The organism is Devosia sp. LC5, assembly GCF_000735585.1.
Lineage (GTDB): Bacteria > Pseudomonadota > Alphaproteobacteria > Rhizobiales > Devosiaceae > Devosia.
Genome location: NZ_JNNO01000005.1, coordinates 1 through 24,594, shown reverse-complemented (window position 1 = coordinate 24,594; position 24,594 = coordinate 1). Strand labels below are relative to the sequence as shown.

At 63.7% G+C, this 24,594-nt stretch carries 23 protein-coding genes and 2 tRNA genes; 16 read left to right on the top strand and 9 right to left on the bottom strand.

Going from position 1 to position 24,594, the window contains the following annotated elements; genetic code table 11:
- The first annotated feature begins 6 nt into the window (after positions 1-6).
- The 10 genes from FF80_RS03640 (at position 7) to FF80_RS21580 (ending at position 12,170) form a co-directional block, all read left to right on the top strand.
- On the top strand, positions 7-984 hold the full coding sequence (locus FF80_RS03640; RefSeq protein ID WP_052153134.1) for an ABC transporter substrate-binding protein: 978 nt from the start codon (positions 7-9) through the stop codon (positions 982-984).
- A gap of 219 nt (positions 985-1,203) precedes the next feature.
- Positions 1,204-2,544 carry a homoserine dehydrogenase gene (locus FF80_RS03635; protein WP_052153160.1) on the top strand — a complete coding sequence of 447 codons (1,341 nt, stop codon included), beginning with the start codon at positions 1,204-1,206 and terminating at the stop codon, positions 2,542-2,544.
- A 37-nt stretch (positions 2,545-2,581) separates the two neighbouring features.
- On the top strand, positions 2,582-3,568 hold the full coding sequence (gene glpX / locus FF80_RS03630) for a class II fructose-bisphosphatase (protein ID WP_035097612.1): 987 nt from the start codon (positions 2,582-2,584) through the stop codon (positions 3,566-3,568).
- Between the two features lie 211 nt (positions 3,569-3,779).
- On the top strand, positions 3,780-5,570 hold the full coding sequence (gene recJ, locus FF80_RS03625) for a single-stranded-DNA-specific exonuclease RecJ (protein ID WP_035097610.1): 1,791 nt from the start codon (positions 3,780-3,782) through the stop codon (positions 5,568-5,570).
- Between the two features lie 413 nt (positions 5,571-5,983).
- Entirely contained in the window at positions 5,984-7,219 is a 1,236-nt protein-coding gene (locus tag FF80_RS03620) for a cyclopropane-fatty-acyl-phospholipid synthase family protein (RefSeq protein ID WP_081917221.1), read from the top strand.
- Between the two features lie 117 nt (positions 7,220-7,336).
- Positions 7,337-8,296 carry an ABC transporter substrate-binding protein gene (locus tag FF80_RS03615; RefSeq protein ID WP_081917219.1) on the top strand — a complete coding sequence of 320 codons (960 nt, stop codon included), beginning with the start codon at positions 7,337-7,339 and terminating at the stop codon, positions 8,294-8,296.
- A 3-nt stretch (positions 8,297-8,299) separates the two neighbouring features.
- Positions 8,300-9,262, top strand: coding sequence for an ABC transporter substrate-binding protein (locus FF80_RS03610; protein ID WP_035097608.1), 963 nt, complete (start codon positions 8,300-8,302; stop codon positions 9,260-9,262).
- A complete protein-coding gene (locus FF80_RS03605) occupies positions 9,259-10,290 on the top strand; it encodes an iron chelate uptake ABC transporter family permease subunit (RefSeq protein ID WP_052153132.1) in 1,032 nt (343 codons plus the stop codon). The genes FF80_RS03610 and FF80_RS03605 overlap by 4 nt, the downstream gene beginning before the upstream one ends.
- Positions 10,287-11,342, top strand: a complete 1,056-nt coding sequence (locus FF80_RS21585; RefSeq protein ID WP_200877155.1) for an iron chelate uptake ABC transporter family permease subunit — start codon at positions 10,287-10,289, stop codon at positions 11,340-11,342. Before FF80_RS03605 ends, FF80_RS21585 begins: the two co-directional genes overlap by 4 nt.
- A 12-nt stretch (positions 11,343-11,354) precedes the next feature.
- Positions 11,355-12,170 carry an ABC transporter ATP-binding protein gene (locus FF80_RS21580; RefSeq protein WP_035097606.1) on the top strand — a complete coding sequence of 272 codons (816 nt, stop codon included), beginning with the start codon at positions 11,355-11,357 and terminating at the stop codon, positions 12,168-12,170.
- 356 nt (positions 12,171-12,526) lie between these two features.
- Here the strand turns inward: FF80_RS21580 and FF80_RS22045 are convergent, their stop codons facing one another.
- A complete protein-coding gene (locus tag FF80_RS22045; protein ID WP_035097604.1) occupies positions 12,527-12,712 on the bottom strand; it encodes a hypothetical protein in 186 nt (61 codons plus the stop codon).
- A 226-nt stretch (positions 12,713-12,938) separates the two neighbouring features.
- Here FF80_RS22045 and FF80_RS21575 point away from each other — a divergent pair, with 226 nt between their 5' ends.
- A complete protein-coding gene (locus tag FF80_RS21575) occupies positions 12,939-13,178 on the top strand; it encodes a hypothetical protein (protein ID WP_152558249.1) in 240 nt (79 codons plus the stop codon).
- Here the strand turns inward: FF80_RS21575 and FF80_RS03575 are convergent.
- Positions 13,160-13,429 carry a hypothetical protein gene (locus FF80_RS03575; RefSeq protein ID WP_035097600.1) on the bottom strand — a complete coding sequence of 90 codons (270 nt, stop codon included), beginning with the start codon at positions 13,427-13,429 and terminating at the stop codon, positions 13,160-13,162. The genes FF80_RS21575 and FF80_RS03575 overlap by 19 nt on opposite strands.
- Positions 13,430-13,829: 400 nt before the next feature.
- Here FF80_RS03575 and FF80_RS21570 point away from each other — a divergent pair, with 400 nt between their 5' ends.
- Positions 13,830-14,132, top strand: a complete 303-nt coding sequence (locus tag FF80_RS21570) for a hypothetical protein (protein ID WP_152558248.1) — start codon at positions 13,830-13,832, stop codon at positions 14,130-14,132.
- Between the two features lie 123 nt (positions 14,133-14,255).
- Here FF80_RS21570 and FF80_RS03570 read toward each other — a convergent pair.
- The 4 genes from FF80_RS03570 to FF80_RS03555 form a co-directional block, all read right to left on the bottom strand.
- Positions 14,256-14,330 (bottom strand) — tRNA-Glu (locus FF80_RS03570).
- A gap of 50 nt (positions 14,331-14,380) precedes the next feature.
- Positions 14,381-14,455 (bottom strand) — tRNA-Glu (locus FF80_RS03565).
- A 72-nt stretch (positions 14,456-14,527) separates the two neighbouring features.
- Positions 14,528-15,004 (bottom strand): D-Ala-D-Ala carboxypeptidase family metallohydrolase, encoded by a 477-nt coding sequence (locus FF80_RS03560; protein WP_035097598.1) that lies wholly within the window; start codon positions 15,002-15,004, stop codon positions 14,528-14,530.
- Between the two features lie 153 nt (positions 15,005-15,157).
- Positions 15,158-15,574: a VOC family protein gene (locus FF80_RS03555; RefSeq protein WP_035097595.1), complete on the bottom strand. Its 417-nt coding sequence runs from the start codon at positions 15,572-15,574 to the stop codon at positions 15,158-15,160.
- 260 nt (positions 15,575-15,834) lie between these two features.
- On the opposite strand from FF80_RS03555, the gene FF80_RS03550 reads away from it, so the two are divergent.
- Entirely contained in the window at positions 15,835-16,380 is a 546-nt protein-coding gene (locus tag FF80_RS03550) for a cold-shock protein (RefSeq protein ID WP_035097593.1), read from the top strand.
- Between the two features lie 10 nt (positions 16,381-16,390).
- Entirely contained in the window at positions 16,391-16,879 is a 489-nt protein-coding gene (locus tag FF80_RS03545; RefSeq protein ID WP_052153131.1) for a DUF192 domain-containing protein, read from the top strand.
- On the opposite strand, the gene FF80_RS03540 is transcribed toward FF80_RS03545, so the two are convergent.
- Positions 16,876-17,562, bottom strand: a complete 687-nt coding sequence (locus FF80_RS03540) for a hemolysin III family protein (protein WP_035097591.1) — start codon at positions 17,560-17,562, stop codon at positions 16,876-16,878. The two genes, FF80_RS03545 and FF80_RS03540, sit on opposite strands and share 4 nt — an antisense overlap.
- A 180-nt stretch (positions 17,563-17,742) precedes the next feature.
- Between FF80_RS03540 and FF80_RS03535 the strand changes: the two genes are divergently transcribed.
- Both FF80_RS03535 and FF80_RS03530 read left to right on the top strand, forming a co-directional pair.
- Positions 17,743-18,138 carry a metalloregulator ArsR/SmtB family transcription factor gene (locus FF80_RS03535; protein ID WP_035097589.1) on the top strand — a complete coding sequence of 132 codons (396 nt, stop codon included), beginning with the start codon at positions 17,743-17,745 and terminating at the stop codon, positions 18,136-18,138.
- A gap of 140 nt (positions 18,139-18,278) precedes the next feature.
- Positions 18,279-19,025 carry an SDR family NAD(P)-dependent oxidoreductase gene (locus FF80_RS03530; protein ID WP_035097761.1) on the top strand — a complete coding sequence of 249 codons (747 nt, stop codon included), beginning with the start codon at positions 18,279-18,281 and terminating at the stop codon, positions 19,023-19,025.
- Positions 19,026-19,167: 142 nt separating this feature from the next.
- Here FF80_RS03530 and atzF read toward each other — a convergent pair whose 3' ends face one another.
- Complete coding sequence (gene atzF / locus FF80_RS03525) at positions 19,168-20,973, bottom strand: allophanate hydrolase (protein ID WP_035097587.1); 1,806 nt, start codon at positions 20,971-20,973, stop codon at positions 19,168-19,170.
- On the bottom strand, positions 20,973-24,509 hold the full coding sequence (gene uca / locus FF80_RS03520) for an urea carboxylase (protein ID WP_035097585.1): 3,537 nt from the start codon (positions 24,507-24,509) through the stop codon (positions 20,973-20,975). Before uca ends, atzF begins: the two co-directional genes overlap by 1 nt.
- Between the last annotated feature and the right edge of the window lie 85 nt (positions 24,510-24,594).

Sequence of the window (24,594 nt, the reverse complement as noted above, 5' to 3'; positions counted from 1 at the left end):
AACACCATGACCAAATTTGCACTCGTGGCGCTTGCAACCATGGCTTTTGCCACCGTTGCGCATGCCGCAGACAGCTTCCCGGTGACCATCACCACCGCTCTGGGCGATGCGGTCATTCCCGCCAAGCCGAAACGCGTCGTGACTTGGGGCTGGTCGGCCCAGGATGTGGTGCTCGATTTGGGCATGGTGCCGGTCGGCATGCCATTCTTCCGCTATGGCGGCGGTGACGATGGCGTGCTGCCATGGACCGCCGAAGCCATTGCCAGGCTTGGCGTGGACATGCCCGTAGTGCTACCCGATTCCGCCGAGCCGCCCATCGAGGCCATTGCCGCGCTACAACCCGACGTAATCATCGCGCCCTATTCTGGGCTGACCCAGGAAGAATTCGACCTGTTGAGCAATATCGCTCCGGTAGTTGGCTATCCCGAAACGCCCTGGTTCGCCTCCTGGCAGCAAGTGGTCGAACTGACCGGAAAGGCGCTCGGCCTGAGTGCGGAAGCCGAGGCGCTTGAGCAGCAGACGCAGGCTTTCATGCAGGCCGAGGCCGACAAATACCCCGCCATTCAGGGCACCGTCTTTGCCAATGTGATCAATCGCAATGACGGCTCTGTCGCCGTGCGCATGGAGGAAGACCCGCGCGTCCGCCTGCTGGTCGATCTGGGCATGCAGGCGGCGCCGATGACGCCGGGCGGCCTCATGGTCTCCACCGGCACCTCCTATACGCTGAGCTACGAGACCTTCGACCAGATTGCGGCGGACATGCTGGTCACCTTCTTCGACAACCAGCAAAGCGCCGACGATTTCTTCGATCTCTCCTATATCAAGCTGGCGCCGCTGGTGCAGAAGCACGCCGTGGCCGCCATCGTGGGTGAAGACGTCATCATGGCCGTGGGCGGCGCCATCACGCCCCTCTCGCTCCGCTGGGCCTTTGCCGACTTCATCAAGACCGTCGGCGAAACAGCCGCGGTGGCAAAGGCCGACTAGGCGCAAACTCCTATTGACGGCTAGGCGAATTCCTATGCACATGTCGCCACCATGAGTGATATCGCTTCCTTCCGCCAAACCGTTGAATCCTTCATTGCCGCACGCGGCTGGACCCCGACCCGTTTCGGCCGCACCGTTGCGGGTGATCCGCTGTTCGTGTTCGACCTGCGCGAGGGGCGTGAGCCGCGTTCCGATACGCGGGCGCGCATCCTCAAGGCCATGCAGGATTTCGGCGATGGCGAAGCGCTGCCGCCGCTGCGCGTGGGCGTGGCGGGCCTGGGCAATGTCGGGGCGACGCTGGTGCGCATCCTGCAAAAGGATGGCGCCGAGCTGACGCGAAAACTTGGCCGCCAATTGGTGGTGACGGCCGTTGCCGCGCGCTCGCGTTCCCGCGACCGCGGCATCGATATTTCCGGGCTCGACTGGTTCGACGATCCGGTAGCCCTGGCCAAATCCGATGGCATCGATCTCTTCGTCGAACTCATCGGCGGCGAAGACGGCCCCGCCTTTGCCGCCGTCAAAGCCGCGCTCGAAATCGGCCGTCCCGTGGTCACTGCCAACAAGGCCTTGCTGGCCAAGCATGGCGTCGTTCTGGCCAAACTGGCCGAGGAATCCGGCGCCCAGCTCGGCTTCGAGGCGGCTGTCGCCGGCGGCATCCCGGTCATCAAGACCCTCCGCGAAGGGCTGGGCTCGGCCCGCATCGCCAAGGTGTTCGGCATCATGAACGGCACCTGCAATTACATCCTGACGCGCATGGGCAATGAGGACATTTCCTTCGCCGATTGCCTGAAAGACGCGCAGGCGCTGGGCTATGCCGAAGCTGACCCGACCTTCGACGTCGAAGGCTACGACACCGCCCACAAGCTCTCCATTCTCGCCACGCTCTGCTTCGGCTACGAAATCGCGCCCGACAAAATCCGCGTCGAGGGCATTTCCAAGATCAGCCAGCACGATATCAAGGTCGCCGCCGAACTTGGCTACAAGATCAAGCTGCTCGGCATTGCCCAGCGCACCAATGATGGCATCGAGCAGCGTGTCCACCCCACTTTCGTGCCCAAGGGAAGCGCCATTGCCGGCGTCGATGGGGTAATGAACGCCGTGGCGCTCGAAACCGACCATGTGCACGAGCTTCTGCTGGCCGGCCCCGGCGCCGGTGGCCCGCCCACGGCCTCCTCGGTATTGTCCGACATTCTCGACATCGCCCGCGGCACCCGTGTGCCGCCGCTCGGCGTGCCCAGCGATGAGTTGATGCCCTATCGCGAGGCGCCGATGCGCGCCCATCAGGGCGGCTATTACATCCGCCTCAATGCCAAGGACGTGCCCGGAGCTCTTGCTGCCATCGCCACCCGCATGGGCGAGCGCGGTATTTCCATCGATTCCGTCATCCAGCGGTCCGATTTGAGCGCTAAAGCAGTCGCGCCGGACGGCTTGCCGACCCGCACCGTGGTCATGATCACGCAGCAGACTTTGGAATCAGACGTGCGCGACTCGCTTGCGCAGATCGCCGCCGACGGGTTCATAGTGGGCGAACCGCAATTGATCCGGATCGAAACGCTCTGATACCCCGTCCCGGGCAAGTCGGAGCCCGGGAGGGAATATGAGACTGTCCAAAGCCGAGGGTGATCGAAACCCCGCGCATCTGCACCGCAGCCTGACGCTGGAACTGGTGCGCGTCACCGAGCGCGCCGCCATCGCTGCTGCCGAATGGCGCGGCAAGGGCGACGAAAAAGCCGCCGATGATGCCGCCGTCCGCGCCATGAAGGCCGAGCTCGACCGCGTCGCTATTTCCGGCCGCGTCGTTATTGGCGAAGGCGAAGAGCATGAATGCGACGAGCTGTTCATCGGCCAGCCGGTGGGCGCGGGGCAGGGGCCCGAGGTCGATATCGCCGTCGACCCCCTCGAAGGCGTAACCCTCTGCGCAAAGAACCAGCCCGATTCCATCGTTGTCTTGGCCATGGCCGAGCGCGGCGGGCTGCTCAATGTTGCCCGCAACGTCTACATGCACAAGATCGCCATCGGCGCCGAATATCCCGCCGGCACGGTCAATATCGAGTGGTCGGCCACCGAAAACGTGAGGGCGCTGGCCGGCGCCAAGGGCGTGCCGCTCAGCGAAATCACCGCCATCGTGCTCGATCGCCCCCGTCATGCCGGCCTCATCGAGGAACTGCGCACCACAGGCGTTGCGGTCAAGCTGATCAGCGATGGCGACATTGCCGGCGTCATCCATGCGGTCAACACCGAGGATACCGGCATCGATATCTATCTCGGCTCCGGCGGCGCACCTGAGGGTGTACTGGCCGCTGCGGCGCTGCGCTGCATTGGCGGGCAGATGCAAGGCAAGCTGATCCTCGATAGCCCTGCCAAGCGCGAGCGCGCCCATGCCATGGGCATCACCGACCCCAACCGCATCTACGACGTGACCGAACTTGCCGCCGGCGACGTCCTGGTCGCCGCCACCGGCGTCACCGATGGCACCCTGCTCGAAGGCGTCCGCCTGCGCCGCGACTCGGTCGAAACCAACACCATCGTCATGCGCTCCTGGAGCCAGACGGTGCGCTGGATCAAGGCCCAGCACGCGCGGTGATCCCTTCCCCGGACGAAACACCACGGCCACCCCACCCACCGCTTTCCCTCGGGCTTGACCCGAGGGCCACTCGCCACACGGCACAAGCGGCGAGCGATCCTCGGGTCAAGCCCGAGGAAGATGCAGTGATTGTTGCGCTTTCGGGCGCACACCATGGTGAGGCCCACACTTCCCCCTCGACCGCCTCCCCTAAATCGCCTACCTCTCGCCCATGCTCGAAACGCCACGCCCTTTTCTTGACGTCAGCCGTTCGGTCACCGGCCGCGCCTGGACGGATCGTCTTGATGGCAATGCCACGCGAATGGCCAGTGCCATTGCCCAGCGCAGCGGCATTTCGGAAATCCTGGCCCGCATCATCGCCGCACGCGAGGTAACGCTGGAGGATGCCGAAAAGCACCTCGAACCCACCATTCGCGGGCTGATGCCCGACCCATCGACGCTCACCGCCATGGATGCCCTGGCCCAGCGGCTGGCCAAAGCCATCACCGACAACGAGGCCATCGCGCTCTTCGGTGACTATGACGTGGACGGCGCCTGCTCCTGTGCCCTGATGGCCCGCTACCTCAACCATTTCGGCATCAATGCGCAGGTGCACATCCCCGACCGCATCTTTGAAGGCTATGGCCCCAATAGCGCGGCCATGGACAAGCTGATCGATGCCGGCGCCAGCCTCATCATCACGCTCGATTGCGGCACCACCAGCGATGGCCCCATTGCACATGCCCGCGCACGCGGCGCCGATGTGCTGGTCATCGACCACCATTTGTCCGATCACGACCTGCCCAATGCCAATGCGCTGGTTAATCCCAATCGGCCTGACGACATTTCGGGCCTGGGCTATCTCTGCGCCGCCGGCGTCACCTTCATGGTGCTGGTCGCCGTCAACCGCGCCCTGCGCCTGCGCGGCGACACCGGCCTGCCTGACCTGCTCAAACTGCTTGATCTCGTCGCTCTTGCCACCATCTGCGACGTGGTGCCCCTGGTCGGGCTCAACCGGGCTTTCGTGGTGCGCGGCCTCGAAGTCGCCCGCCGCGGCGACAACAAGGGCATTGCCGCACTGGCTCTGGCCGCCCGCGTCGGCGGCCCGATCAATCCCTACCATCTGGGCTTCCTCATCGGTCCGCGCATCAATGCCGGCGGCCGCATCGGCAATGCCGCCATGGGCACCGAATTGCTCACCGTCGACGACGAACACCACGCGCTGGCCCTTGCCGCCCGGCTCGACGAACTCAATTCCGAGCGCCAGCGCATCGAGATCGAGGCCGTCGAAGAAGCCGCCGCCGTGGCCGAAATGGAAATCGGCAGCGGGGAGGGGCCTCCCGTACTGGTCCTCGCCTCGGCCAATTGGCACCCCGGCGTTGTTGGCCTCATCGCCGCGCGCCTGCGCGAGCGCTTCGAGCGCCCCACTTTCGCCATCGCCCTGCAGCCCGACGGCACCGGCACCGGCTCAGGCCGCTCCATGCCGGGCGTGGATCTCGGCCGCGCCGTCATCGAGGCGGTCGAAACCGGGCTCATCGCCAAGGGCGGCGGCCACGCCATGGCGGCCGGCGTCACCATCAAGCCGGGGCAACTCGGCCCGTTCCGCTCGTTCCTCGCCCAGGCGCTGTCGCTCGACGTCACCGCCGCCCGCGCCATGACTGCACTCAAGATCGACGCTGCCCTGACGGCGCGCGGGGCAACTGTCGATCTCATCCACGATATCGAACGCGCCGGCCCCTATGGCTCGGGCAATCCTACGCCGGTCTTTGCCTTCCCCGCCCATCGCGCCAAATTCCCCCAGGTCGTGGGCAAGGGCGGCCATGTCAGCTTCACCCTGACCTCGGGCGATGGCGCCCGCCTCAAGGCCATCGCCTTCCGCGCCGCCAACACCCCCATCGGCGATGCCCTGCTGCGCGAAACCGACACCGCATTCCACTTCGCCGGCGGGCTGTCCATCGACCATTATCAGGGCCGCGAACAGGTCCAGTTCCGCCTGACCGACCTGGCCCGCCCCAAGGGGTGAGCTTCGCTTTGCCGAATTTGAACTACCCACCGTGTCATTCCGGCGCAGGCCAGAATCCATGCTGAAGGCCATCCCGGCACCGGATGTGTGCTGATCACCACGGACCTGGATCCCAGCCTGCGCCGGGATGACACCGTGGGTGAGGATGGCTTTGAGCAAGCGCCGCGAAAAGGGCGGGTGAGTCGTGGCTCGGCCCACTCGATCAGCATTTTCAGTGCCTTGCCCCACCCGCCATCCGGCGTAACACCGTTGAAACTGCTGCTTGCATATCCATTTATGACAGCTAAAGTAGTCACGGGCATGCGCTGGGAAGCACTGGTTTTGTAGCTCAAAGGTATGCCGCCGACGCTTGAATTCAGGCGACAGCTGAGGAGCCGCCGCCAAGTTTTTCGATATTTGGACCGAGCGGCTCAATGACCAAAACAGCAGTTGAGAATACCGGCCCCGGCACCACGCCGTGGACTCATTTTGTATCATGGCTCGTGGAGCGTATCGGCGTTGCGCTGATCGGGCGTCCCCGCCACGGCGGCATTACCGTCATTTTCCCCAATGGCCGCACCAGAACCGTCGGCAACCCCGCAACGGGCGAGCACGCAGTGCTGCGGCTCAACAATTTCAGGGTGCTGACCGAGGCCATGCAACGTGGCACGGTGGGCTTTGCCGCCGCCTATATGCGCGGCGATATCGAGGTCGATGACCTGACGGCCCTGTTCCGATTCTTCCTGCAGAATCGCGACATGTTCGAAAGCGCCAATCCGGGTTTTTTCCGGCGCGCTGCCGGCGATCTGCATTATCACCTGTCGCGCCGTAACACGCTCGAAGGCTCCAAGAAGAACATTGCCGAGCATTATGATCTGGGCAACGATTTCTACGGCATGTGGCTCGACCCCTCGATGACCTATTCATCGGCAGTATTCACCTCCGGCGACCAGAGCCTTGAGGAAGCCCAACTGGCCAAATACCATCGCGTCGCCGATATGGCCGGCATCACCGCGGGCTCCTCGGTGCTTGAGATCGGCTGCGGCTGGGGCGGCTTTGCCGAAACCGTCGCGCGCGACTACAAGGCCCATCTGCGCGGCATTACCCTTTCGGCCGAACAGCTCAAATATGGCCAGGAGCGCCTGGCCAAGCAGGGGCTGGACCAGTTCGCCACCCTGGTATTCGAGGATTATCGCCACACCGAAGGCCAGTTCGACCATATCGGCTCCATCGAAATGATCGAGGCCGTGGGCGAGGACAATTGGCCCAGCTATTTCCAGACTGTGCACGATCGGCTGAAGCCCGGCGGCACGGCGGCGATCCAGGCCATCACCATCAACGAAGCCGATTTCGATGGCTATCGCTCCGGCCCCGATTTCATCCAACGCTACATCTTCCCCGGCGGCATGCTGCTGACCAAGACCGTGATGCGCGAATTCGGCGACAAGGTCGGCCTCGTACTCGAAAATGTCGAGAATTTCCGCCTGTCCTACGCCAAGACGCTCAAGCTGTGGCGCGAGCGTTTCCTCGAGCGCTGGCCGATGATCGCCCCGCTTGGCTATGACGAGGAATTCAAGCGCAAATGGGTCTATTACCTCAGCTATTGCGAGGCCGGCTTCACCGAAGGCTCGATCGACGTCGGCATCTACCAATATCGCAAGCCCGCTTGATCGCGAGGGCGCCTGGCGCCACCAAGAAAATGCCTCTCCGCCAAACATGACTTGACCTATCATGTTTGTGCCCGTTAGGTAGCCCCGTTTCGCCACACCGCGACGGAGCTGCCGATCATGACCCGAACCTCAATGCGCCTGGCCCTCCTGGCGCTGTTCCTGCCGCTCTCCGCCACTGCTTTTGCGGCCGGCTGGAGCCATACCGATGGCACGGGCAAGACGGTCACGCTCGACGCCGTCCCCACGCGCATCATCGCCAGTCAGGACGCAGCGGCTGGGCTGATCCCGCTCGGCATTCGCCCGGTTGGTATCTATGCCGATAGTCCTGTGGCCGATGCCAGGGCCTTGCAGGGGCTTGATCTCACCGGTATCGAAATCATCGGCCAGAGCTGGGGCGAAATCGATATCGAAAAGGCCGCTGCGCTCGAGCCCGATCTGATCGTCGCGGAATATTGGCCCGTTTCGGGCGAGTGGAGCGGCGGCAACAAGCTGGCCGGCCCCGACTCGCCGCTCAGCGCCCTGGCCCCCGTCACCGGCGTCACGGTCGGCGATTCCATCATCGCCATCATCGAGGATTACGAAACCCTGGCACAAAGCCTGGGCGCCGATCTGGCCAACCCCAATATCGCAGCCGAGCGCGCCCGCTTCGAAACAGCGCTGGATGGCTTCAAGGCCGCTATATCAGCAAAGCCCGGCCTCACCACCCTGGCCGCCTTTGCCGGCACTGACGCGCTCTATATCGCCACCCCGGTTGGCAGTGCCGAACTCACCGACTTTCAGACCTGGGGCCTCGACATCATCGTGCCGGATGCCATCGACCAGCACGGCTATTTCGAAAATATCAGCTGGGAAAATGCCGACAAATACCAGCCCGACCTGATCATGCTGGACAATCGCACCAGCACCCAGCTGCAGATCGCCCAGGCCCAGCCCACCTGGACCACCATCAAGGCCGCCGCTGCCGGTGCCGTCACCGAATGGCCCGCCTATTGGCTGCGCAATTACGGCGCCTATGCCGGCGCACTCGACCAGCTGACCACAGCCATCACCGCCGCCGACGCGAACCTTTCGGAGTAAGCGATGCATTCCGCGCTCAAGACCCTGCTCGCCCTCGTGCTCGCGGCCACGCCCCTGGCAGTCCATGCCGAACCCTGGACCTATACCGACGGCGCCGGTGAAACGGTCACGCTCGACGCAGTGCCCCAGCGCATCATTGCCACCGAAGACGCCGCCGCCGCGCTCATTCCCTTGGGCATCCGTCCCGTCGGCATCATCGCCAGCAGCCAGCCCCAGGATTCGCGGGCCCTGCAGGGCCTTGATCTCACCGGCATCGAAATGGTCGGCGTGGCCTATAACGAAGTCGACATCGAAAAAGCCGCCATTCTGCAGCCCGACTTGGTGATTGCCGAATATTGGCCCGGCGACCGCGAATGGGGTGGCGGTCCCGCTGTCACCGGCCCCGACGGCCAGTTGCGCGCTCTGGCGCCGGTCACCGGCCCAGCCCAGCTCGATAGCGTCGTCGGCCTGATCGAAGAATACGAGGCGCTGGCCACCAGCTTCGGCGCCGATCTGTCGACACCCGAAATCGCTGCGGCCAAAGCCAATTTCGAGCGCGCCCGCGACGCCTTCTCCGCCGCCGCCAAAGCCAAGCCAAACATGACCGCCTTGGCCGTCTGGCCCGGCGATGACGGGCTGTGGGTCGCTGCACCCGAAGGCTCGGCCGAATTGATGGACCTCAAGCGCTGGGGCCTGGGCTTCCTCAAGACCGGGCTCAACCCCGATAGCGGCTATTGGGAAACCATCAGCTGGGAGCGCTCCGACACCTACCAGCCCGACATCATCCTGATCGACAATCGCAAGCCCACCAATCGCGCCAGTGCCGAGGCCAAGCCCACCTGGACCGCCATGAAAGCCGCCGCTGCCGGCGCCATCGGCGAATGGCCGGCCTATTGGCTGCGCAATTACACTGCCTATGCCGGCGAGTTGGACAAGCTCACCGCCGTGGTCTCGGCCGCCGACGAGAACCTGACCACCGCGCAATGACCAACGTTGCGCCGACATTCGACGCCCGCCATGGCGCGCCCCTCCTGCTCGGCCTCCTCGGGCTTGTGGCGCTGGTGCTGGCCATCGCCTTCCTGTCGATCACTGTCGGTGCCCGCCCGGTGACCCTCGACACCGTCTGGGCCGCCCTGACCGCCTACAATCCCGACTCCACCGATCACCGCATCATCTGGGAATTGCGGCTGCCGCGCACCGTTATCGGCCTATTGGTCGGCGCGGCTTTGGGCCTGGCCGGCGCCGTCTTGCAAGGCGCCACCCGCAATCCGCTGGCCGATCCATCCATCCTGGGCATCCATGCCGGCGCCGCTTTGTTCGTAGTCCTGGGCGTCGCCATCCTGGGCATCTCCCAGCTCAGCATCTATGTCTGGCTGGCCTTTGCCGGGGCAGGGGCCGCCATGCTGATCGTTTACGCCGTCGCCTCGCTGGGCCGCGACGGCGCCACGCCCATCAAGCTGGCGCTGGCCGGCGCGGCCATGACGGCGGCGCTGCAATCGGTCATCAGCGCCATCCTGCTCACCAGCCCCCGCACGCTCGATGAAGTGCGTTTCTGGCAGGTCGGCTCGCTCGCTGGCCGCAATATGGATATCGTCATCCAGGTCGCCCCGTTTCTCGCCGTCGGCATCATACTGGCTCTGGCCTCGGCCCGCCTGCTCGATGGCCTCTCCATGGGCGAAGACGTCGCCCGCGCCTTGGGTCAACGCATAGGCCTCTCCCGCGCCATCGCCGGCCTTGCCGCGGTCATCCTGGCCGGCGCCTCCACCGCCGCCGCGGGTCCCATCGCCTTTGTCGGCCTTACAATGCCCCATGTGGCGCGCGCGATAACGGGCCCCAATTACCGCTGGATATTGCCCTATTCCATGCTGCTGGCCCCCATTCTCCTTCTGGGTGCCGATATATTGGGCCGCATCCTCGCTCCACCCGGCGAAGTGCAGGTCGGCATCGTCACCGCCTTTCTCGGCGCGCCCTTCTTCATCGCGCTGGTGCGCCGCCGCAAGCTGGCCTCGCTATGACCATGGCACTCACCCCATCCGCAGCGGTCCACGCCATTCGCGGCAACCTCGCCACCCGCCGCCGCAACGTCACGCTCGGCCTCGCCGCAGCCTTGGCGCTGACCTTCGCACTCGCGCTCTATCTCGGTGACTTCCCCGTCGCTCCTCTCGACGTGCTGCGCTCGCTGCTGTCCCCTTTGACCGGGGAGGTCAACAAGGGCGTCGATTTCATCGTGCTCAATGTGCGCGTCCCCCGCGCCGTGCTCGCCGTGCTCACCGGCATGTCCTTCGCTCTGTCCGGAATCATTTTCCAAACATTGCTGCGTAACCCCTTGGCCAGCCCCGACATTATCGGCATCTCCCACGGCGCCAGCGCCTCTGCCGTGTTCGGCATTATCGTGCTGGGCCTGTCCGGGCTCTGGGTCTCGGTCGGCGCTTTCGCGGGCGCCGTGCTGACCGCTCTTGCCATCTATGGCCTTGCCTGGCGCAATGGCGTCACCGCCTATCGCGTGGTGCTGATCGGCATCGGCATGGCCGCCATCATGGGCGCAGTGATGTCCTATCTCTTCACCCGCGCGCGCCTGTTCGAAGTGCAGCAAGCTCTCGCCTGGCTGATCGGCAGCCTCAATGCCGCCAATACCGGCGACATCTATCCGCTCGCCATGGCGCTGGTCGTGCTCATCCCCCTCACCATCGCACTGTTGCGCACGCTCGACGCCATGCAATTGGGCGACGACACCGCCACCGCGCTCGGCGCCCGCGTCGAATTCTCCCGGCTGGGCCTGATCCTCGCCGCCGTCGGCTACGCCGCTTTCGCTACCGCCGCCGTCGGCCCGGTGAGCTTTGTCGCCTTTGTCGCCGGCCCGATTGCCCGCCGCCTGCTCAACGGCGCCGGCAATGGCTTCCTGCAAGCCGGGTTGGTCGGCGCGCTGGTCATGCTGGGGTCAGACATGGTGGCGCAGCACGCGCTTCCATCCATTCAATTGCCCGTGGGCGTCGTCACCGGCGTTTTCGGGGCGCTGTTCCTGCTCTGGCTGCTGATGGCATCCAATCGGGCAGGGCGGGTCAACTAGGGGAGGACAGCCATGTCCGCCGAACACCAATTTATCGCCGCCGGCATGGATTTGGGCTATGGCGACCGCCAGGTCGTCTCCGATTTCAACCTGACCATTCCGCCCGGCAAGCTCACGGTCATCGTCGGCGCCAATGCCTGCGGCAAATCCACTGTGCTGCGCGGCATGGCCCGGTTGCTGGCGCCCACGCGCGGCGCGGTCTATCTCGATGGCAAGCCCATCCACACCATGCCGACCCGCGAAGTCGCCACCATTCTGGGCGTGCTGCCGCAATCGCCCATTGCCCCAGACGCCATCGTCGTTGCCGATCTCGTCGGCCGCGGCCGCTATCCCCATCAAGGCTGGTTCCGCCGCTGGACCCCCGAGGATGACGCTGCCGTCGCCGAGGCCCTGCGCGCCACCGACACGCTCGAATTGGCTGATCGCCCTGTTGACGAGCTATCCGGCGGTCAGCGCCAGCGCGTCTGGATCGCCATGGCCCTGGCCCAGCAAACCGACCTGCTATTGCTCGACGAGCCGACCACCTTTCTCGACATCAACCACCAGGTGGAAGTCCTCGACCTGCTGACTGATCTCGTCCGCAATAATGGCCGCACAATCGTCGTCGTGTTGCACGACCTCAATCTCGCCTGCCGCTATGCCGACCACATCGTGGCCATGAAAGCTGGCCGCCTCGTCGCCGAAGGCAAGCCATCCGAAGTCATGACCGAAGCCATCGTCGCCGAAATCTTCGGCATGGCCTCGCGCATCGTCATCGACCCCATCTCCGACACCCCCATGATCGTCCCCATCGGCCGCCATCACGTTGGGGCAAAAGTGCTGGCTTAGGCTGTCAGGCCAGATCATCCAGAGCAATGCCAAGGGCGTCGACAGCTTGCGCAGGGTCGTAACCGAACCAGTTTTTCGCCCGGCCTCGATATCGGCAACCTGGACGCGATTAACCCCTGAAGCCTCGCCCAGGCCAACCTGCGTCAGCCCGCGCAATTCGCGATACACCCGCAACGGGCTTTCGCCAGCAATGAGCCGATCGGCAAATGCAGCAGGGATCAGCTCATCCCGGCCCGCAGCCAGCCCGGCCTTGGCGCGATCATAGGCAGCGATATCGGCCAGATCTTCGGCCGCGCTCAGCAACCGCTCATATTCCTCACGGGGAATTGTCACCATTTCATTCATTTCCGCTCCGATCATTCATAGACGCCGCCGCGCGGCCCAATCTCCAGCACTTCAAGCACCACGCCATCCTCCATGATGACGCGCCAGTCGCCGACTCGCAGCCGAATCCCCGGTCGGCCAAGGTGGCCATCCTGCATGAACCAGGCGGCCTCGGCGCCGGCATACCAGACCAGGCGATGCCGGCCGCGTCCAGGCAACGGGAAAGAGGCTGCCGCCGCCCGGAGTTGGCGCCGCTTCACCTCTCGCTTGGGGGAGAGGCCGGCCCGTTTGGGCCGGGTGAGGGGCCTTCGCTTTCTCCGTGCCCGGAAACCAACCTGAATGTCGATTCAGCCCTTGTTTGAATAAAATCGGCATGCCGGTTTTGACAGCTCAACAACCAGATCAAGGCAACCTGTTCGTGCGGCTACTTATAACGAGGCCGCCATGCTCAAGCACAACCTTCCCGATCCCCGCTATGAATGCGTCCGTGACCATCTGGAGCAGGCGCTGGCCATTGTGCCCAAAGCGCCTGGCGCCGCGCCTCTGCGCGCGCATATCGAGGTCGCGGTCGAAGCCGCAATCGAGCTGGCCTATCGTCCCAGGCCACAAGACGGCACGTTACGTCTGTTACAAACTGGCCTTGCGGCGCTCGGCGCGTCGCGTCATCAGCGCCGCCCGTTATAGGTTCCGGGCAGCGAGATATTGGAGGATGTGGCGCCTTCGGCCTCCCCTGCGGCCGAATCCAGCTCAATTGAAATGACCGCATGCGCCATGAAGGACACCAGGGTCATCATTGAGGGGGAATAGTGGGAATCGCGCCGTTGCACCTGCAGATAGCCCAGGTCGCGCAACGTGTTGCACAGTGTGGTGAGGTCTCGTCCGTCTTCCACCGTCACCAGGTCGCCAGCGAGTGTGTGTATTTTGAAGACCGCCATTTCTGCCCCCGATACAAAGCGTGGCAGCTACAGGCGTAGCGGCCATTCTTCAGATCCGAGAGCCTGGCATCAGGGCCATTCTCTCGTGGGCGTTCCCAGATCATCTGGGCTCACCAAATATTGTGCACGAATTTGCTGCGTTAACCACAACAAAATGCACTCCCTGACGCCATAAGCTGCTCACTTTCCCAATTGTTGAACGCGCGCTTGTTGCGATCGTGAAACATTGACGCGATTTGTTACAGCGCAAGCCGCGCGAGGGCCGCTTGATGGCTCTCGAGTTGGATGGCCCGTCCGTCCGGCCTCCATTGCCGGCGGATCCGAGAAAACCGCTCTATGTGCTTGAATTGACAGCGCTCGTCCGAGCCGATCTTCTGACCTCATTACCTTGGGGGACATCATGAATAAGATTATTACGGTCGTGTTTGCTCTTGCGCTGACAGCGACACCCAGCGTTGCGGCTACCTACACATTGAAAATCACAAACAACGGTAATAGTGAAATTAGCAGGATTTGGGTGACGGGCGGCACAGTTGAGGGGAGGCCTTGCGCGCCGCGCGAGGATGTTTGTGTCAAGACCATTACCCTGCCCGACGGGGTATGTCGCGCCGACCTCACCGTGACTGGATTTGGGAGGGGACGGGCGCGCACTTACGTCAATTGGTGTGCCAGCGGCGGCACCGTCGAGATGTCAGTAAGTTAGGCAGAACGTTCACACAACTGCATGCCAAGCTCGTCTTGGCGTGCAGTCCAATTGCGGCTGCAACTCGCGCGCTTATCGCAATCATTGAAATCGGGGAGGGGAAACCTGATCCCCTGGTTCGCTTGGTACGCCCAAGGGGAATCGAACCCCTGTTCCCGCCGTGAGAGGGCGGTGTCCTGACCGCTAGACGATGGGCGCGGAGCAAGGATCTCAGTGTTAGCTACTTGGCCAAACTTCAGCAAGAAGAATGGTACGCCCTAGGGGAATCGAACCCCTCTCTCCACCGTGAAAGGGTGGCGTCCTGACCGATAGACGAAGGGCGCCTAAGCGCTGGGTTCGTATAGTTGGGCCTCTCGTGATGCGCAACCCATTTGACGACATGAAAGTGACTTTTTTCAACAGCCTGAGAAAGTCACCGGGCGGTTATAGCCGCGCGGCCGGTCGCGCACGTCGACATGGATGAACTGGCGCCCGGGATAGCAGCCCAGCCCGCCCACGCCATCGACCTGCATGGCAAAGGCGATCAACTCTGCCTTGGGCACGCCCGGAATGTAGAAATCGGCCGCCATGCATTTGGTGTGATAGGAGCTGTCGGCGCCACCGGCCGCCGAATTGTGCTGCCCGTCGCGATAGCCCGAATTCATGATCACCTTGCGCCCGAACCGGCCCTCGAATTCCCAGATCACGAATCTGAGCTTGGGGGTGATGCACAATGCATTCACCTCCCGGCTGGCGACGAACGTGCCCCAGTCATTGCGCTTGCCCGAATAGGCCGAGCCGCTCGAACTGGCGAACATGGCCATGGGTACGCAGGCGCCCAAGGTGAGCGAACAAACCACGGCAGCGGCAATGGGGCGGAGGAGGGGGTGCATCGGCGACTTCCTGGGACGGGTCCGTTGCAAATTCGCAACAGGCAATGCTCGGTCCTGTGAAGTCTCTAAAATACGATCGGTTTCGCTAACCTGGGCCTAACCCGGATGGTTAGCGAAACCTTAGCTTTAACGCGCGTCGGCGTTAGCAGTCCGTTACCATTTTCCGGTGTTTGGCATCGATAGCCACGGCTCCTGCGGGGGCAGGGTGCCTTCCTGAATCAGCTCCACCGAAATGCCGTCCGGCGAGCGCACGAACGCCATATGACCATCGCGCGGCGGCCGGTTGATGGTGACGCCCATATCGGCAAGGTGCTGGCAGAGCTGGTAAATATCCTTCACCCGATAGGCCAGGTGCCCGAAATTGCGGCCGCCGGTATACTCTTCCGGGTCCCAATTATAAGTCAGTTCCACCTCGCCGCCCGCATCGCCCGGCGCCCGCAGGAAAATCAGGGTATACCGCCCCTTCTCATTCTCCGTCCGCCGCACTTCCTCAAGGCCAAGTCCTTGACAATAAAAGCGAATGCTATCCTCGATATTGGTAACGCGAACCATGGTGTGCAGAAACTGCATGGCATTCCTCCTGGGCAAAAACCGCTGGACCATGGCCTAGCAAGCACGCCGCCCCGCCGCAACCGGCGCCGCGATCAAACAAAATCGCAACACCTTCTTAACTTTTGGCACTGAATCGGCCAGACTGCATTGGTGTGGAGTACCTCGCAGTAGCGAGTCGAGTATTAAAGGGCTTTGGGACTATGGGGGCCAAGTTCAGTGGTGACGGTGATCAGCCCGTAACCCAACCGGGTGACGGCAGCACGAGCAACCGTTCCGACATGTCGATTCAGCCTGGCGAAGCCGGGCTCGATACCATTGAGATCACCGGCGCAATTAAATGGTTCGATGCCGGCAAGGGTTTTGGCTTCATCGTTCCCGACAATGGCATGGCCGATGTGCTGTTGCATGTGACTTGCCTGCGCCGTGACGGCTACCAGACCGCCCATGAAGGCGCCCGCATCGTCGTGGAAGCGCTCAACCGCCCCGGTGGCCTGCAGGCCTTCCGCATTGTTTCCATGGATGATTCCACCGCCCGCCACCCCGCCCAGATGCCGGCGCCGCGCACCCATGTCGTGGTCGAGCCGACCTCGGGCATGGTTCGGCTTGAGGTAAAGTGGTTCAACCGCATTCGCGGCTTCGGCTTCCTGTCAGCCGGCGAGGGCACGCCCGACATTTTCGTGCATATGGAAACGCTGCGCCGCTTCGGCATTACCGAGCTGCGCCCGGGCCAATTTGTGCTGGTGCGCTATGGCAACGGCCCCAAGGGCCTTATGGTCGCCGAAATCCGGCCCGATAATTGGGGCGAAGCACCGTCCTCGCACTAGGAATTTCAGCATGACCTTGCCTGCCCATCGGATCGGCTCCACCCTGCGCCGGGCCGGGATTGCCATGGCCGTGCTCCTTGCAGCGGCGCCGCTCGCCGCCTGCAGCGACGAAGGCAAGCTGGTGCTGCATTCATCGACCGGCGACTACAATTTCAACGTCGAAGTGGTCGACACGCCGGAAAGCCGCGCGCAGGGGCTGATGTATCGCCAGGAACTGGCCGATGATGCGGGCATGCTGTTCGATTTCAAAGGCGAACAGCCGGTGTCCTTCTGGATGCGCAACACCTTCATCCCGCTCGACATGATCTTCGTGGATGCCAAGGGCGTGGTGAAGAATATCCATGTCAATGCACGCCCGCATGATCCGACGGGCATTCCGTCCGACGGTCCGGTGCAATTCGTGCTGGAAATCCCCGGTGGCCGCTCGGTCGAAATCGGGCTGAAGGCCGGCGACACGATGGACCATCCCAGGGTCGGAGCGCCCGCCGCAGCCAATTAGAGCCGGTGGATCACCATGCAATCGAGCACGGCCCACAGATGCAGGCTTGCGCCGGTGACCACGAAAACGTGCCACAGCGCATTCTGAAATTTCAGGCGTTCCCACAGGTGGAACACGATCCCCAGCGAATAGACCACGCCGCCGGCCAATATCAGCCACATCGTGCTGGCGGGCAGCGTCTGCGCCAGCGACTGAAACACCAGGATTCCGCTCCAGCCGATGGCCAGATAAAGCACGATGGCGAGGCGCCCGAAGCGCTGCGGCACGATCAGCTTGAGGGCAACGCCAACAAGGGACGCCCCCCAGACGAAACTGGTCATCACCATGCCGGTTGTGGTGCCGCCGATGACGGCAAGGAATGGCGTGTAAGTCCCAGCGATAAAAAGGAAAATGGCCGCCTGGTCGAAGCGCGCCAGCACCCGTTTGATTGGCGAAACCGGCCACATATTATAGGCTAGCGACACCCCCAGCACGGCAATCAACGTCCCGACATAAAGCGATAGCGCCGGCACGGCCTCCGGCGCTGTGACGGTCGTGGCGTAGGCCAGCAGAACCGAGCCAAGCGCAACGGCAACCACTAGCCCCAGGACGTGGACGACGCAATCGACGACCATTTCGGCAATCGAATAGGGCCGCTGCTGGCGACTCCACCATGAATAGGCCGGCTTTGCATTTGTCTGCACGCGTCAAGGCTCCTTTGCGGGCATCAAGCCCGGCAGATTGAACACTATTGCATGGTCAAGGCCGTACTAGGGCATCAAAGGTGAAGCCATGGTTCCGGTGAACAAGCTGCGCTATCAAGCGGTTCCGGCTTGACGGGTAACACCTGGGTTACTTAGACGGGCTCCGATATCGAGAAAATTATGGCCCCTGTTCCCATCTTCATCGCGCTGGCCGATCCGACGCGCTGCCGCATCGTCGAATTGCTGCGGGCGGGCCCGTCGCCCGTCCATCGCCTGGCTGCAGAGTTCGACATCAGCCGCCCGGCCATCTCGCGCCATCTGCGGGTGCTACGAGAAGCCGGGTTGATCCGCGAGGAAAAGTCGGGCCGGGAAAACCACTACGCCTTGCAGGCCAAGCGCCTGACGCCAGTACGCAAATGGCTGGACAAGCAGGCGCCGGCTCCGGGGCCTGCTGCGGTTGCCAAGCCTGCGCCTGCTCCCCTTCCTGATCCGGTGGCGGACGTCGTGACTGAGGCGCCAGTACCAGCCAAGCCGCGTAAACCCGCCCCGCTATCTCAAATGGGTTTTGACTTCTAAGCGCTGCGATACAGCGATAGCTTGTCTGCTTGAAGCGCCGCCTGAGGAGGGGTGCCAGTGAGTCTGCGATGTGCCGGTTGGGGCATGAGAATCGCCGACCGCTGATGTCGCAACTATTTGAGCAGAAAGCCTTTTCCGAGATGAACCAGATCGATTTGAATGGCCAGGTCGCCGTAATAACTGGCGGCGCCCAGGGGCTGGGTTTTGCCATGGCGCACCGCATGCTGGCTTCCGGCGCCAAGGTGAGCCTGTGGGATCGCGACGCCGCAGCGCTCGACAAGGCCGTTGCCGCACTGGGCGAGGGGGCGTCCAGCGAGGTCGTGGACATCACCGACCTCGATGGCCTCGCCGCCGTCCATGCGCAGGTGGAAGCCGAAATCGGCCCAGTGTCGATCCTGGTCAATTCGGCCGGCATCGCCGGCAGCAATGCGAGCCTTGAGGACTATGATCCCGAAGAATGGCGCCGGGTCATCGAGATCAACCTCAACGGCACATTTTACGTCAACAAGGTTGTGATCCCCTCGATGAAGGCGGCCAATTACGGGCGCATCGTCAATATCTCGTCGGTCGCCGGCAAGGAGGGAAATCCCAATCTGTCCGCCTATTCCGCCGCCAAGGCCGGGGTAATCGGCCTCACCAAATCGCTGGGCAAGGAACTGGCCAAGTTCGACATCGCGGTCAATGCCATCACCCCGGCCACAGCCAAGACGCGTATCCTGGAAACGCTGACCCAGGAATTCATCGACTACATGCTGGTCCGCATTCCCCGCGGCCGGTTCCTTGAGGTCGAGGAAGCCGCCGCCATGGTCGCCTGGCTGGTCAGCAAGGACAATTCCTTCACCACCGCCAGCGTTTTCGACCTCTCCGGCGGCCGCACCACCTATTAGGGCAGGCCGCCAGTGAAGTTCTCAGCGTTTGGGGCGATCGCCCGCTGAGCGGTGGGAACCGACAGCTTCTATTCGGGCGATTAGCCCCTGTTGGATAAGGCGGCGGAGTTTTGTGAGCCAGGCCAGCATTTTGAACTCCTTGTCAGGTGCGGGAGGCAATGAAATTGCGCCAGCCACCGTGATGGGTGATGTCCTGGGCGCCGGCTACGGCATGGGCCTCACAGAGGAAGCCTGAAACCGTGCTGCCATCGTCCAGGCTCACCTTGCCGATGCCGAGCGGGGCGGGGATGCGGGCGACGAATTGGCCGAACGCGGCGGCGGGTAGAGCCCAGATCTCGACTTCGAGGCCTCTTCCCGCAAAGCCCGGCTGTTGTACCATGCCCGGCTTGGGCGGGACGGTACCGGGCAGGGCGAAGAGCTGGTAGTCGGGCGCGGTGCGGCAGCGTTTGAGCAGGCGCCCGCCGGGGCCGGTCAGTTCGTGATTGAGCGGCATGCCGGAGAGGTGTGCGCCGACGACCGCGATCGGGATGAAGGCGTCGGGCGTTGCGGGAACCTTGCTGGATTCGGGCAGGATTGCAGCCTTGTCGCGACCCATGCCGCTGGCGGCGCGGCGGTGCAATGCATCGGCGAGGGGAGCCAATGCGTTGTCGGTGAAGGCGGGCGCAACCAGGGTAACGCCGGCGGGCAGGTGGCCATCGCTATCGAAACCGGCCGGGATGGCGATGGCGGCGCAATCGAGCAGGTTGACGAAATTGGTGTAGCGGCCGAAATGCGAATTGCGCCGGATGGGGTCGGCCAGCATTTCGGCCACGGTATAGGTGGTGGGCGAGGTGGGCAGCAGCAGCACGTCAGCCTTGGCCCATTCGGCTTCGGTTATGCGGCGCAATTCTTCCAGCCGGTATTTGCCGTTGAAGGCTTCTACTGCCGTCTTCCCCTTGGCGCCGGCGATGATGGCGCGCACGGTGGGGTCGAAATCGGCCTCGTTGCTGGCGAAGAAATCCTTCACTGCGGCCAGCCGCTCGGCGACCCAGGGGCCGTCATAGAGCAGGGCCGCTGCCTCGCGGAACGGGGCATAGTCGAAGGGGACGATGGTGGCACCTAGAGCGCGGGCGTTCTCTATCGCCGCATCATAGAGCTTTTCGACCTCGGCATTGCCGAAGAATTCGCGCTCGGCGCCATCGAGAACGCCGACGCGCAGGCTTGTAGCGGGCAGGTTGCTCCAAGCGGCGCGGCGGGAGAAGGGATCGGCGGCGTCGAAGCCTTCGGCCACTTTGCGGATGGCGACGCCATCGCCCACGGTCGCGGCAAAAATCGTCACGCAATCGACGCTTTTGCAGGCGGGTACCACGCCGGTATTGGGCAGCAGCCCCGGCGTTGGCTTGATGCCGACCAGATTGTTGAACATGGCGGGGACGCGGCCGGAGCCCGCCGTGTCGGTGCCCAGGGAAAAACTGGCAAAGCCCGCGGCGACGGCGACTGCCGAGCCGGAGCTGGAGCCGCCTGAGACATAGTCGGCATCAAAGACCGAGCGCGGTGCGCCGTGCGGCGAGCGGGTGCCGTTGAGGCCGGTGGCGAATTGGTCGAGATTGGTCTTGCCGATGACGATAGCGCCGGCGGCGCGCAGGCGGGCGATGACTGTGGCGTCGGCTGCGGGCTGATAGGCAAAGGCCGGGCAGGCGGCGGTGGTAGGCAGGCCCGCCACGTCGATATTGTCCTTGACCGCGAAGGGAATGCCCCAGAGCGGCAGGCTATTGGGCTTTGGATGTTCGGCCATCAGGGTCTGGGCGGCCGAGCGGAGGGCGTCGTCGCTGACGGGCGTAATGAAAACCGCCTTGTCGGGCCAGGCCGCACGGCGTTCGATAACGGCTTCGATGATGTCGAGCGGGGTCGCCTCCCCCTCTGCATAGAGGGCTTTAAGGTTTGCCAGGTCCAGCATGATCGGCAGCATCAGATTTCCTCCAGAACGACGATGACATCGCCGGTTTTGACATTGCGGCCAGGGGCCGCGCGCACGTCGCGGACGCGGCCGGCGGCGTGGGCGGTGACGGTGATCTCCATTTTCATGGATTCCACGATAGCGACGGCTTCGCCTTCGGCGACGGCGGTGCCGTCTTCGACCAGGATTTTCCAGATATTGCCGGGGACAGTGCTGCCGACGCCGAAGCATCCGGCGGGAATGTCGCCTTCCACCGCGCCATTGCCGGCGTCGTCGGCGATGAAGCTATCGAGGCCTTCGGCCTTCCAGCGGTTGCGTTCGGCGTCGAAGGCGGCTTGCTGGCGGGTCTTGAAGGCAGTGATGCTACCCGCATTGGCGGCAAGGTCACGGGCGTAGTCGGCATAGGAGAATTGGGTCTCCTCGATGCGGATCGGGTAGGCACCATGCGGGAAGGCGGCACGGGCTTCGGCCAGCTCCTGATGGTCGACGGGGAAGAAGCGGATCTGGTCGAAGAAATTGAGCAGCCAGGGCTTTCCGGGCTGGAAGGCGGGCGTCGAGCGCCAGGTGTTCCAGACCTGAATGGTGCGGCCGAAAAGCTGATATCCGCCAGGGCCTTCCATGCCGTAGATACACATATAGGCCCCGCCAATGCCGACGGCGTTTTCGGGCGTCCAGGTGCGGGCGGGGTTGTATTTGGTGGTGACGAGGCGATGGCGCGGATCAACCGGGGTAGCGACCGGCGCGCCCAGATAAACGTCACCCAGGCCGAGCACGAGATAGCTGGCGTCGAAGATGGTTTGCTTGACGGCATCGACGCTGTCGAACCCGTTAATGCGGCGGATGAACTCGATATTGTCCGGGCACCAGGGCGCGTTGGGGCGCACCAGTTCCTGGTATTTCTGCATTGCTAGTTGAATGTCCGGGTCGTTCCAGGACAAAGGCAGGTGCACGATCCGGCTGGGGACGACCACCTCTTCAGCGGCGGGCAGAGATTTTTCGATTTCCCCCAGCAAACCCAGCAGGCGGCTGCGCGACATGGCGGTGCTGTCATAGTGAATCTGCAGCGAACGGATGCCGGGAGTGAGATCGATCGCGCCAATCTTGCCATCACGCTGAATGGCTTCCATCAACAAGTGAACGCGTAGACGCAGCGCGATATCGAGGGACATATCGCCATATTCGACCAGCAAATTATCGTCGCCCTGACGGCGATAAACGACCGGCACGGAACCATCATCGGAGCGGGCGAGAATGGCCGAGCCGGTGTCGATGTCCGGGCGCTGGATGGCGGGCGCGGCAATCGGATCGTCGGGGCGGGTGAGCGGCCGGAAACGGATAGTGTCGCCGGGCTTGAACTGGCCCATTTTCCAGAGTTCATCGCGGGCAATAACGGCGGGGCAGACGAAGCCGCCCAGGCTGGGGCCATCGGGGCCCAGGATGATGGGCATGTCGCCGGTGAAGTCGATGGCGCCCACGGCATAGGCATTGTCATGCAGGTTGGAGGGGTGCAGTCCCGCTTCGCCGCCATCGGTGCGGGCCCATTGGGGGGCAGGGCCGATAAGGCGGACGCCGGTGCGCGCGCTGTTGAAATGGACCTCGTAATCGGTGGCGAACAGGGTTTCGATATCGGTGTCGAGAAAGAAGTCCGGCGCGCCATGGGGGCCATAGAGTACGCCGACATCCCAATGGCGGGTGAGGGGAGCCGGGGCGCTGGCAGGCTGGGTAGCTGTCTGCTCGGCTCGGGCCAGGTGGAGCACTTGCCCTGCTTTGAGCGTACCGGTGGCGTGGCCGCCGAATTGGCCGAGGCCGAAGGTGGCGCGGGAGCCGAGGACCACGGGAGCCGCAAGGCCGCCGGACACGGCGAGATAGCTGCGTTGGCCGGGGCCGTCGATCGTGCCGATGGCAAGGGTTTGGCCGGCGGCGACGGCAATTGCCGTGTTGTGGGCGATGGGGTTCCCGTCGAGCTTCATGGGCATGGCGGCGCCGGCCAGCGCGATGGTGGCCGGGGCGTGGAAGCGCAGGGTAGGGCCGGCGACGGTCAGTTCGAGCGCAGCCGTAACGTCGGCGTTACCGGCGAGGCGGTTGGCGTGGCGGAAGGAGCGCTCGTCCATGGGGCCGCTTGGCGGCACGCCCACATGCCAGAGGCCCAGACGGCCGGGTAATTCCTGCAGGCTCGATTGGGCGCCGGGGGCAAGGACTTCGATGACATCGGGGACGAAGGCGAAGTCCTTGAGCGCGGTGGTGGCCACTTTGCCGCTGGCGAGCAGGTCGGATGCGGCGATGGCGCACAGATAGGCCAGGTTGGTTTCGATGCCGGTGATCGAAGTGTCCTTGAGCGCGGCGCGCAGATTGGCGATGGCTGCGGGGCGGTCGGCCCCGGCCACGATGATCTTGGCGAGCATGGGGTCGTAATAGGGGGTGACCTCGGTGCCGGTCTCGATCCAGGTGTCGATGCGGGCGGTGTCGGAAAACCGCACTTCAGTTAGGAGGCCCGCGCTGGGCTGGAAATTGGCATGCGGGATTTCGGCGTAGAGGCGCATTTCGATGGCGGCGCCTTTGGGGGTGAGCGGGCCGGCCTGGGCGATAGGGTCTTCGCCGGCGGCCTGGCGGATCATCCATTCGACGAGGTCGATGCCGAACACGGCTTCGGTGACGGGATGCTCGACCTGGAGGCGGGTATTGACTTCGAGGAAGTAGAAGTCCTCGCGAAGGGGATCGTAGATGAATTCCACGGTGCCGGCCGAGGCATAGGCGACAGCAGCGCCCAGGTCGGTGGCGGCTTTGTGCAGGCGCGCGCGGGTGGCCTCAGACAGGCCGGGGGCGGGAGTTTCCTCGACGACTTTCTGGTTGCGGCGTTGCAGGGAGCAATCGCGTTCGCCCAAGGCGATGACTTTGCCCTTGCCGTCGCCGAAAATCTGCACTTCGACATGGCGGGCGCCGGAAACGAAGCGCTCGATATAGACGCGGGCATCGCCAAAGCTGGCGGTGGCGGTGCGCTGCACACTGTCGAAGGCGGCGGCGAGGGCTGCGGCATCTGCGCAAAGCTGCATGCCGATGCCGCCGCCGCCGGCCGTGCTTTTGAGCATGACGGGGTAGCCGACGGTTTCGGCCGCGGACAGGGCTTCGGCGGCGCTGGTCAGTAGGTCCGTGCCCGGCAGGAGCGGCACGCCGCTGGCCTTGGCCAGTTCGCGGGCGGTGTGCTTGAGGCCGAAGGCTTTGATATTGTCCGGCGTCGGGCCGATAAAGGCGATGCCTTCGGCAGCGAGGCGTTCGGCGAAACCGATATTTTCGCTGAGAAAGCCATAGCCGGGATGGACCGCCTGGGCGCCGGTGGATTTGCAGGCGGCGATTACGGCGTCGATATTGAGATAGCTCTCGCTGGCGGGCGCGGGGCCGAGGCGAACGGCTTCATCGGCGAGGGACACGGCCTTGGTGAAGCGGTCGGCGTCGGAATAGACGGCGACGGAGGCAATGCCCATGCGGCGCAGGGTCTTGATGACGCGCACGGCGATTTCGCCGCGGTTGGCGATGAGGACTTTGGTGAACATTAGTGGTCACCCCATACGCGGGACCATTCCCCTCCCCCTTGAGGGGAGGGGTTAGGGGTGGGGGTGCTGAGGACTGTATTGGCAT